This is a genomic window from Streptomyces sp. CBMA123 (assembly GCF_014596465.1).
In the GTDB taxonomy this organism is placed as follows: domain Bacteria; phylum Actinomycetota; class Actinomycetes; order Streptomycetales; family Streptomycetaceae; genus Kitasatospora.
The window spans coordinates 1-9,613 of sequence record NZ_MECK01000200.1 but is presented as its reverse complement, the minus strand read 5'-3'; the positions used below and the strand labels follow the sequence as shown (position 1 = coordinate 9,613).

General features: G+C 73.8%; 9 protein-coding genes and 1 pseudogene. 1 reads left to right on the top strand and 9 read right to left on the bottom strand.

Annotated elements, in window-relative coordinates:
- Positions 1-152 (top strand): annotated as a pseudogene (locus BG452_RS22025) (PLP-dependent aminotransferase family protein); the annotation flags it as partial.
- A 42-nt stretch (positions 153-194) separates the two neighbouring features.
- On the opposite strand, the gene htpX reads toward BG452_RS22025, so the two are convergent.
- The 9 genes from htpX to BG452_RS21980 all read right to left on the bottom strand — a co-directional run bounded on the left by htpX (position 195) and on the right by BG452_RS21980 (position 9,353).
- Positions 195-1,058, bottom strand: a complete 864-nt coding sequence (gene htpX / locus BG452_RS22020; protein WP_188306064.1) for a zinc metalloprotease HtpX — start codon at positions 1,056-1,058, stop codon at positions 195-197.
- Between the two features lie 118 nt (positions 1,059-1,176).
- A complete protein-coding gene (locus tag BG452_RS22015; RefSeq protein WP_188306063.1) occupies positions 1,177-2,739 on the bottom strand; it encodes an NADH-quinone oxidoreductase subunit N in 1,563 nt (520 codons plus the stop codon).
- Between the two features lie 56 nt (positions 2,740-2,795).
- The gene (locus BG452_RS22010; RefSeq protein ID WP_188306062.1) at positions 2,796-4,352 is read right to left on the bottom strand and encodes a NuoM family protein; all 1,557 of its coding nucleotides are present in this window, start codon (positions 4,350-4,352) and stop codon (positions 2,796-2,798) included.
- A gap of 101 nt (positions 4,353-4,453) precedes the next feature.
- A complete protein-coding gene (locus BG452_RS22005; RefSeq protein ID WP_188306061.1) occupies positions 4,454-6,517 on the bottom strand; it encodes an NADH-quinone oxidoreductase subunit L in 2,064 nt (687 codons plus the stop codon).
- Positions 6,514-6,891, bottom strand: a complete 378-nt coding sequence (gene nuoK / locus BG452_RS22000) for an NADH-quinone oxidoreductase subunit NuoK (RefSeq protein ID WP_188306060.1) — start codon at positions 6,889-6,891, stop codon at positions 6,514-6,516. The genes BG452_RS22005 and nuoK overlap by 4 nt, the downstream gene beginning before the upstream one ends.
- The gene (locus BG452_RS21995) at positions 6,891-7,598 is read right to left on the bottom strand and encodes an NADH-quinone oxidoreductase subunit J (protein WP_188306059.1); all 708 of its coding nucleotides are present in this window, start codon (positions 7,596-7,598) and stop codon (positions 6,891-6,893) included. Before BG452_RS21995 ends, nuoK begins: the two co-directional genes overlap by 1 nt.
- A complete protein-coding gene (locus BG452_RS21990; RefSeq protein WP_188306058.1) occupies positions 7,595-8,152 on the bottom strand; it encodes a NuoI/complex I 23 kDa subunit family protein in 558 nt (185 codons plus the stop codon). Before BG452_RS21990 ends, BG452_RS21995 begins: the two co-directional genes overlap by 4 nt.
- The gene (gene nuoH, locus BG452_RS21985) at positions 8,149-9,108 is read right to left on the bottom strand and encodes an NADH-quinone oxidoreductase subunit NuoH (RefSeq protein ID WP_411292987.1); all 960 of its coding nucleotides are present in this window, start codon (positions 9,106-9,108) and stop codon (positions 8,149-8,151) included. Before nuoH ends, BG452_RS21990 begins: the two co-directional genes overlap by 4 nt.
- On the bottom strand, positions 9,105-9,353 hold the full coding sequence (locus BG452_RS21980; protein ID WP_188306057.1) for a hypothetical protein: 249 nt from the start codon (positions 9,351-9,353) through the stop codon (positions 9,105-9,107). The genes nuoH and BG452_RS21980 overlap by 4 nt, the downstream gene beginning before the upstream one ends.
- Positions 9,354-9,613 lie beyond the last annotated feature (260 nt).

Genomic DNA, 9,613 nt, shown 5'->3' with positions numbered 1-9,613 from the left:
CTTCCGATCTGGTCGCCCCCGGCCGGCCGTACCACGCCGCCGAGCCCCCGGCCCCGCACCTGCGGCTCAGCTACGCCGCCGCGGACGGCCCCGCCCAGGTCGCCGAGGGCATCCACCGCCTGCGGACGGCCTACCAGGAGTCGGCCGGGTAGGCCGAGCCGGTCCGCCCGCCACGGCCGGCCCCCGGCCCTGCGCTACTGCCGGTACCCGGCCATCCGCTCCAGCCGGGCGATCCGCTCCGCCATCGGCGGGTGAGTGGAGAACAGCCGCGCGCCCGCCTCGCCCGGGCGGAACGGGCTGGCGATCATCAGGTGGCTCGCCGTCTGCAGCTGGGGCTCCGGCGGGAGCGGCAGCTGGCGGGTGCCGGCGTCGAGCTTGCGCAGGGCGCCCGCGAGGGCGAGCGGGTCGCCGGTGATCCGGGCGCCGTCCGCGTCGGCCTGGTACTCGCGGGAGCGGCTGACCGCCAGCTGGATCAGCCCGGCGGCGACCGGCCCGAGGATCATGATCGCGAGCATCCCGAACAGCCCGGGGCCGTCGTCGTCCTCGCTCCGGCCGAACGGGATCAGCCAGGCGAAGTTCACCAGGAACATCACCACCGAGGCCAGCGCCCCGGCCACGGAGGAGATCAGGATGTCCCGGTTGTAGACGTGGCTGAGCTCGTGCCCGAGCACGCCGCGCAGCTCGCGCTCGTCCAGGATCCGCAGGATGCCCTCGGTGCAGCAGACCGCGGCGTTGCGCGGGTTGCGGCCGGTGGCGAAGGCGTTCGGGGCCGGGGTCGGGGAAATGTAGAGGCGGGGCATCGGCTGGCGGGCCGAGGTGGAGAGCTCGCGCACGATCCGGTACAGCCCGGGTGCCTCGAACTCGCTGACCGGCCGGGCCCGCATGGCCCGCAGGGCGATCTTGTCGCTGTTCCAATAGGCGTAGGCGTTCGTCCCGAGGGCGACCAGCAGGGCGATCACGAAGCCGGTCCGACCGAAGAAACCGCCGATCACCAGGATCAGCGCCGAGAGGCCACCGAGCAGGACGGCGGTCCTCAGTCCGTTGTGCCGGCTGTGCACGTCAGGCCCTCCAGTGGTGCGGTGGGGAAGCCCTTTCTGCCTCGTCCCTCTTGCCCGCTCAACGGGCGGGGCCCGGGACCTTGTTCCCTTTTGACCGACGCGACACCCGGTCGGCGGCTCAGAACAGCGAGCCGCCGGCCACCTGGAGGACCAGCTGCGGGGCGACCGAGAGCACCACCGCGAGGGAGGCGGTGAGCCCCAGCGTGGCGGTCAGGCCGACCGGAAGCCGTCGCTCGGCGCCGTCCTCGGCCGCGGCCGCCGCGGCCGCCGCGTCGGCCGGGTCCGCCGGGGCGAACAGCCGGGCCGTCCACCGCAGGTAGTAGTACAGGGCGACGACCACGTTGACGGCCATCACCACGGCCAGCCAGCCGAGCCCGGCGTCCACCGCCGCGCGGAACACCACGACCTTGCCGAACAGGCCGATCACGCCCGGCGGCAGCCCGGCCAGGCAGAGCAGGAAGAAGGCCAGCGCGAGCGCCGTCCAGCGGTTGCGGGCGAACAGGCCGCGGAAGTCGTCCACCCTGATCCCGGCCCGGCGGCCGACGGCGGCGACCACCCCGAAGGCGCCGAGGTTGACCACGCCGTAGATCAGCGCGTACGCGGCGGTCGCGCCGAGCATGTCGGCGCCGGTGGGCGCGTAGCCGGCCGCGGCCAGCGGCACCAGCAGGTACCCGGCCTGGCCGACCGAGGACCAGGCCAGCAGCCGCACCGCGCTGTACCGGGTGTCGAAGCGCTGCCGCAGCGCGCCGACGTTGCCGACGGTCATGGTGACGGCGGCCAGCACGGCCAGCACCAGGCCCCAGGAGTGGGCGTACGGGCGGAACGCGATGGTGGTGGCGAGCGCGAGCCCGGACAGGCCCGCCGCCTTGCCGACCACCGAGAGGTAGCCGGCCACCGGCAGCGGGGCGCCGGTGTAGGTGTCGGGCAACCAGAAGTGGAACGGGACGGCGGCGACCTTGAAGGCGAAGCCGACCAGGGTCAGCACGGCCCCGGCCTCGGCCAGTGGCCGCAGCTGGCCGGGCGCGTGCTCCAGGCCCTGGGCGACGGCGCCGAGGTGCAGGCTCCCGCTGGCCGCGTAGACGAAGCCGATGCCCAGCAGCATCACGGCGGTCGCGGTCACCGAGGAGACGAAGAACTTGAACGCGGCCTCCGCGCCCCGCCCGTCCCGGCGCAGCGCGACCAGGGCGAAGGCAGGCAGCGAGGCGACCTCCAGGGCGATCACCATGGTGGCGAGGTCGCGGGAGGCGGGCAGCAGGGCGGCGCCGGTGGCGCTGGAGAGCAGCAGGAACCAGTACTCGCCGCGCGGCAGCTTCTCCCGATCCACCGTCTGGGTCGACAGCAGCGCCGCGATCAGCGCGCCGCCGAGGGCGAGCAGCTGGAACACCAGGGCGAAGTGGTCGGCGACGTAGGAGCACCCGGCGGTGTCAGTGGCCCCTGCTACGTTCCGGAGGCAGAACGTCGCTCGGGGTGATCCCCCGGTGAGGGGAAGGAGTGCGATGAGGGCGAGGGCGAGTCCGGCCGCGGCGAGGCGGCCGAGCCACTGCTTGTGCCGCTCGGGCAGGAACAGGTCGGTGACCAGCACGGCGAGGGCAGCCACGGCGGCGATCAGCGGGGGCGCGATCGCCACCCAGTCCACGGACTGGATCAGGCTGCCCGGGTTGGCTACGGCGAGGGAGGTCACAGTGTGCTGCCCCGTGGAGTGAGGTCCGAGTGCGGCGGTGTGGGCTGCGAGCACGGTCAGCCACCCCCGAGGAGGTGCTTGACGGCGGGGTCGGAGAGCCCGAGCAGGAGGGCGGGCCAGAGGCCGGCCACCAGCGTGAGCGCGGCCAGCGGCGTCCAGCTGACGGCCTCGTACGGCCGCAGGTCGGGCACCTCGCCCACCGGCGCGGGCTGCGCGGGGTCGCCCATGCAGACGCGCTTGACCACGATCAGCAGGTACGCGGCGGTGAGGAGGGTGCCGAGGCCGGCCAGGACCATGTAGGTGACGAAGGCGGGGCGCGACAGGCCGGCGGCCGGGTCGAAGGCGCCGAACATGGCCAGCAGCTCGCCCCAGAAGCCGGCCAGGCCGGGCAGCCCGAGGCTGGCGACGGCGGCGAAGGCGAGCAGCGCGCCGATCCGGGGCGCCCGGCCGTACAGGGCCGCGCCGGTGGCGCCCGCGAGGGTGTCGAGGTCCGCCGTGCCGTAGCGGTCCTTGACGGCCCCGACCAGGAAGAACAGCAGACCGGTGATCAGACCGTGGGCGATGTTGGCGAACAGCGCGCCGTTGACGCCCACCGGGGTGAGGGAGGCGATGCCGAGCAGCACGAAGCCCATGTGGCCGACGGAGGAGTACGCGATCAGGCGCTTGAGGTCGCCCTTGGCTCCGGAGCGGGCCAGCGCCAGGCAGGCCAGCGAGCCGTAGACGATGCCGACGGCGGCGAAGGCGCCCAGGTAGGGGGCCAGCGTCGCGGTGCCGTCCGGTACGACCGGGAGGAGGACGCGGACCAGACCGTAGGTGCCCATCTTCAGCAGCACACCGGCGAGCAGCACCGAGCCGACCGTCGGGGCGGCGGTGTGCGCGTCGGGGAGCCAGCTGTGCAGCGGCCAGGCGGGGGCCTTGACCGCGAGCCCGACCATGATCGCCAGCGCGGCGGTCACCTGGGTGGTGTGGCTCAGGCCGTGGCCGTGCCCGGCGGCCAGCGCCTGCATGTCGAAGGTGCCGGCCTTGCTGCCGATCAGCAGGAAGCCGAGCAGCATCACGGCCGAGCCGAGCAGCGTGTAGAGGATGAACCGGTTGGCGGCCGGGGTCCTCGCGCCGCTCCCCCAGCGGGCGATCAGGAAGTACATCGGGATCAGCACGATCTCGAAGGCCAGGAAGAAGAGCAGGAGGTCCAGCACCGCGAAGGTGGCGAGCATGCCGACTTCGAGGAGGAGGAACAGCCCGACGAAGGCCTGCGCCGACGGGGCGTTCTCCCCGTCCGGCAGCCGCTTCTCCGAGTACAGCGCGCAGAGGAAGGTGAGCAGCGCGGTCAGCACGATCAGCGGCAGCGAGACGCCGTCCACGCCGAGGTGGAGGCGCACGTGCAGGGCCGGGATCCAGGACACGTCGGTGGTGGCCTGCATCCGGGCCGGCGAGTCGTGGTCGAAGCCGGCCGCGAGGGCGACGGAGAGCAGCAGCGCCGCGCCGGTGACCACGGAGTTCAGCCGTAGCGCCCGTCGGCCGGCGACGGCCCGGTCCGGTCCGAACACCGGTGCCAGGGTGAGCGCGGCGCCGAACAGGGGCAGCGCCAGGAGGGCGATGAGGACCACGTTCATCGGAGGCTCCCAGCGACGGCGGCGAACGGAACAGGGGTGAAGGGAACGGAGGTGAAGGCAACGGGGGCGAACGGGACGGAGGCGGGGGGCGTCGGCACCGGCTACACCGCCACCAGGACGGCCAGCAGGACGACTCCGGCCAGCAGCGCGCTGAGGTAGGTCTGCGCGTTGCCGGTCTGCGCGAGCCGGACGGCCCGACCGAGCAGGTTGGCACCGATCCCGCTGCCCTGCACATAGCCCTCGACGACCTCGCGGTCGAGGAAGCGGACCAGCCGGGCCGCGGCGGTCACCGGGCGGACGAACAGCAGGTGGTACAGCCGGTCGACGCCGAAGCCGTGCCGGGCCGGGCCGAACAGCGGGCCCAGCAGGGTGCGCCCGGGGTCGGCGACGATCACCTCGGCGGCCGGGGCACCGGCCTGCTCTGGCGCCCTCCCCCAGCCTTCGGCCGGGGCGGGGCGGCCGGTGGCCACCCGTGCGCCGGCCGAGCGCCAGGCGCCGTACGCGGCGAGCACACCGACCACGGCGAGCCCGGTGCCGGTCACGGCGGTGACCCCGGTGGGGCGCAGCGAGCCGCCGTCCAAGAGGGCGGGCAGCCAGTCCGAGCGCAGCCCGGCGACGCCGAGGCCCATGGTCGGGACGGCAAGCACCCAGAGCGGCCAGCGCATCGCGGGCGGCTCGGCGGTGGCCGGGTCGGCCTCGTCCGGCTCGGGCGAGTACGGCGCGTCGGCCTCGTGGTCGGCGGCCACCGCGCCCAGGTCGGCGGCGGGCAGCACCGCGGGTGCCGCCGCGGCCGCCCCGGCTGGGCTGTGGAAGGTGACCAGGAACACCCGGGTCGCGTACGCGCCGGTGAGCAGGGCGGTGAGCGCGGCCGAGATCAGCACGATCCACCCGGCGGCCTGCGGCACCGCCGAGGCCGGGCCGAGGCCGTTGGTCAGCGCCTCGCCGTTGGCGGCGTGCTCGGCGGCGGTCAGCACCGCCTCCTTGCTGAAGAAGCCGGAGAGCGGGGGCAGCCCGGCCAGCGCGACCAGCGCGATGCCCATCGTCCAGTAGGCGTCCGGCACCCGCTTGCGCAGCCCCGGGATCCGGGACATCGCGGAGACCGAGTTGCTGTGCGCGGCGTGGATCACCACGCCGGCGGCCAGGAACAGCAGCGCCTTGAACGCGCCGTGGCTGACCAGGTGGAACACCGAGGCCTCCCGGTCGCCGCTGGCCAGCGCGCCGGCCATGTAGCCGAGCTGGCCGACGGTGGAGTAGGCGAGCACCCGTTTGAGGTCGTCCTGGGCGAGCGCGCAGAGCGCCGAGCCGATCATCGTCACGGCGGCCATCACCGCGAGCACGACCAGCGCCGCCCCCGACTGGAGGAACACCGGCATCAGCCGGGCCACCAGGTAGATGCCGGCCGCGACCATGGTGGCGGCGTGGATCAGCGCGGAGACCGGCGTCGGGCCGGCCATCGCGTCCGGGAGCCAGGTGTGCAGCGGGAACTGCGCGCTCTTGCCGGCCACGCCGGCGAGCAGCAGCAGCGCCGTCAGGGTCGGGTGGGCGAGCCTGCCCTCGCCCGCGGCCGCCAGCACGTCCGGGATCCGGAAGCTGCCGGCGTCCGCGCCGAGCAGGAAGATCCCGAACAGGAACGGCACGTCGCCGAGCTTGGTGACCAGGAAGGCCTTGAGCGAGGCCGAGCGGGCGTCGGCGGTCTCCCAGTGGTGGCCGATCAGGAAGTACGAGCAGACGCCCATGACCTCCCAGCCGACCAGCAGCACGATCAGGTCGCCCGAGTAGACGACCAGGAACATCGCCGCGGTGAACAGCGAGACCAGCGCCGCGTACGAGGGGTAGCGCGGATCCGACTTCAGGTAGGCGGTCGAGTAGACCTGCACACAGGTGGCGACCAGGCCGACCAGCACGGAGATCAGCGAGCTGAAGCCGTCCAGGTGGAGGGAGAGCGCGATGTCCGGGCCGCCGGTCGGGGTGAGCCGGGTGGCGGCGTCCAGGGTCTGGCCGGTGCCGAGCTGGAGGGCGACCACCAGGGCGAGCACGGCCGAGACGGCGACCGGGGCGATCGCCAGCGGCCGGGCCAGTGCGGGCGCCTTCTTGCCGACGGCCAGGGTCGCGGCGGCGCCGAGTGCGGGCAGCGCGGGGACGAGGGCGGGCAGGGCGAGGTTCATGCGGTGGCCCGGCCCTTCAGTGCCTCGGCTGCGACCGGCTGCTCCTCGGCGGGCGTGTGCGGCTCGGCCGGGTCGCCGAGCGCGGTGGCCCGGTCGATGTCCGCGGTGCCCCGGGCCCGGAACAGCAGCAGGACGATGGCGAGCCCCAGCCCGATCTCGGCGGCGGCGACGGTGATGGTGAACAGGGTGAGCGCCTGCCCGGCGTGCAGCGCGTCGCGCAGCCAGGCGTCGAAGGCGACCAGGTTGAGGTTGACGGCGTTGAGCATCAGCTCGACGGACATCAGCACCAGGACGGCGTTGCGCCGGGCGAGCACGCCGTACACGCCGACGCTGAACAGCAGCGCGGCGAGGACGACGGGGTAGGCGAGGTGCATCAGCTCTCCTCCTCCGGCACGGACGCCTCCGACGCGGACGACACGGGTACGGGGGGCTTGGGCGCGGTCGCGGCCACGGTCCCGTTCGACCCGACCGGCCGTCCGGCCCGCACCCGGCCCGCCCGGGGCGCCGGCACCCGGCGCTTGGAGCCGCGCGACAGCACGATCGCGCCGACCAGCGCCGCCAGCAGCAGCACGGACAGCGCCTCGAAGGGCAGCACCCAGTTGCGGAACAGGCTGGCCCCGGTGACGGCGGCCGAACCGCCGCCGGCGCCGAGGTCGATCCAGGAGGTCCGGAAGGCGTCGACGACCAGCGTCACCAGCGTCCCGGCGGAGGCGAGCGCCACGGCCAGGGCGACCCAGCGGTTCTTGGAGTCGGCGTCCGGCGAGCGCCCGATCGGCGCCTTGGTGAGCATCAGCCCGAACAGCACCAGGACGATCACCGAGCCCAGGTAGATCAGCACCTGCACCCAGGCGATGAACTCGGCCGTGAGCAGCAGGAACTCCACCGCCAGCCCGCCGAGCGCGACCACCAGCCAGAGCGCGGCGTGCACCAGCTGCTTGGTGGTCACCGAGACGACCGCCGAGCCGAGCACCGCGATGCCGACCAGCAGGAAGACGATCTCCTGGCCGGTCGGGGACAGGAACGAACGGGCGGCCGGCTCCAGGGAACCGGTCGCCGCGAGAAGCGTGGCAGCGGCGGTCACGCGTCGTCACCCTTCTCGTCCGGGGCCACGGCGGCGGCCGCGGCCAGCTTGTCCGCCGCCTTGCGCGCGGCGGCGATCTCCTTGGGCTCCTCGGCCGCCGGATCCAGCGCCGGCGGCGCCGGGACGGTCCACATCCACTCGCGGAGCTTCTCCCGTTCGTGGGTCAGCTCGTGGATGTCGGTCTCCGCGTACTCGAACTCCGGCGACCAGAACAGCGCGTCGAAGGGGCACACCTCGATGCAGATCCCGCAGTACATGCAGAGCGAGAAGTCGATGGCGAACCGGTCCAGCACGTTGCGGGTGCGGGCCCGGGCGTTCGGGTCGGCGGCCGGCAGCGTCTCCTTGTGGGAGTCGATGTAGATGCACCAGTCCGGGCACTCGCGCGCGCAGAGCATGCACACCGTGCAGTTCTCCTCCAGCAGCGCGATGACGCCGCGCGAACGCGGCGGCAGCACCGGCTGCGTGTCGGGGTACTGCGCGGTGACGCTCTTCCTCGTCATCGTCCGCAGCGTCACGGCCAGGCCCTTGGCGAGCCCGGCACCGGGAAAACTCATGCGATCGCCACCTTGATGATGCCGGTGAGGGCCAGCTGGACGAGCGCGAGCGGGATCAGTACCAACCACGCGAAGCGCATCAGCTGGTCCTCGCGCAGGCGCGGGTAGGTGACCCGCAGCCAGATGACCACGAAGGCCAGCGCGAAGGTCTTGAGGATCATCCACAGCCAGCCGAGCTGGTCGGACATCGGCCCGTGCCAACCGCCGAGGAACAGCACCGCCGTCAGCGCCGACACCACCAGGATGCCCACGTACTCGGACAGCAGGAACAGCGCGAAGCGCAGCCCGGTGTACTCGGTGTACGCGCCGAAGATGATCTCCGAGTCGGCGACCGGCATGTCGAACGGCGGCCGCTGGAGCTCGGCCAGCCCGGCCGTGAAGAACACGAAGGCGCCGATGATCTGCCAGGGCAGCCAGTACCAGTGCCAGGCGTCCAGGATCCCGGGCAGCGACAGGGTGCCGGCGGCCATCGCCACCGAGGCCGCCGCGAGCACCATCGGCAGCTCGTACGACATCAGCTGCGCGGCCGTGCGCAGACCGCCGAGCAGCGAGAACTTGTTCGCCGAGGCCCAGCCGGCCATCAGCTTGCCGATCACCCCGACGCCCATCACGGCCAGCACGAAGAACAGCCCGGCGTCGATCGCCTGACCGACGAAGCCGTCCGGACCGACCGGGATCGCCAGCAGCACGAACAGGTACGGCAGCAGCGAGACGGCGGGCGCCAGCTGGAAGATCCGGCGGTCCGCCCCGGCCGGGACGATGTCCTCCTTCTGCGCGAACTTCACGCCGTCGGCGACGAGCTGCGCCCAGCCGTGGAAGCCGCCCGCGTACATCGGGCCGAGGCGGCCCTGCATGTGCGCCATCACCTTGTGCTCGGTCTGGCCGATGACCAGCGGGAAGACCAGGAAGACGACCAGGGTGGCGACGCAGCGGAGCACCGTGTCGAGCAGGTTCACGCGCCGTCTCCGTCCTGGTCGGCCGCTCCGGCCGACTTCTCGTCCTTCGTCCCGCCCGGCTCCTTCTCGCCCGGCCCACCCGGCTCGCTCGGCTCCTCCGGCTCGCCCGACGGCTTCTCGTCGTGGGCGGGCACCGGGTTGTGCCAGGGCGCGTCGGAGGACCGGGGCCGGGCCGGTGCCGCGGGCTCGGCCGTCGGCTCGGCGGCGGCGTCGTCGGCCGGCCGGCTGACCGACCCCTCGGACACCGACCGGGTCCGCCGCGGCCGGTCGGCCCGCACCGGCGGAGCACCCTCGGCAGCAGAGGCAGCAGAGGCAGCAGAGGCAGCAGAGGCGGCCGGGGCAGCCGGGGTCTCAGGAGTGGCAGGCGTCTCGGCGCCCGCCTGGCTCGCCGACCCCTCGGACACCGACCGGGTCCGCCGCGGCCGGTCCGCCCGCACCGGCGGAGCACCCTCGGCAGCCGGGGCACTGGCGGCACCGGCACCGGCAGCGCCAGCACCGGCCCGGG

Bases quoted from the DNA above. Each gene is read 5' to 3' on its own strand.
- BG452_RS22010 (WP_188306062.1), bottom strand. From the start codon at position 4,352: ATGAACGTGGTCCTCATCGCCCTCCTGGCGCTGCCCCTGTTCGGCGCC.
- BG452_RS22005 (WP_188306061.1), bottom strand. From the start codon at position 6,517: ATGAACCTCGCCCTGCCCGCCCTCGTCCCCGCGCTGCCCGCACTCGGC.
- nuoK (WP_188306060.1), bottom strand. From the start codon at position 6,891: ATGCACCTCGCCTACCCCGTCGTCCTCGCCGCGCTGCTGTTCAGCGTC.
- BG452_RS21990 (WP_188306058.1), bottom strand. From the start codon at position 8,152: ATGAGTTTTCCCGGTGCCGGGCTCGCCAAGGGCCTGGCCGTGACGCTG.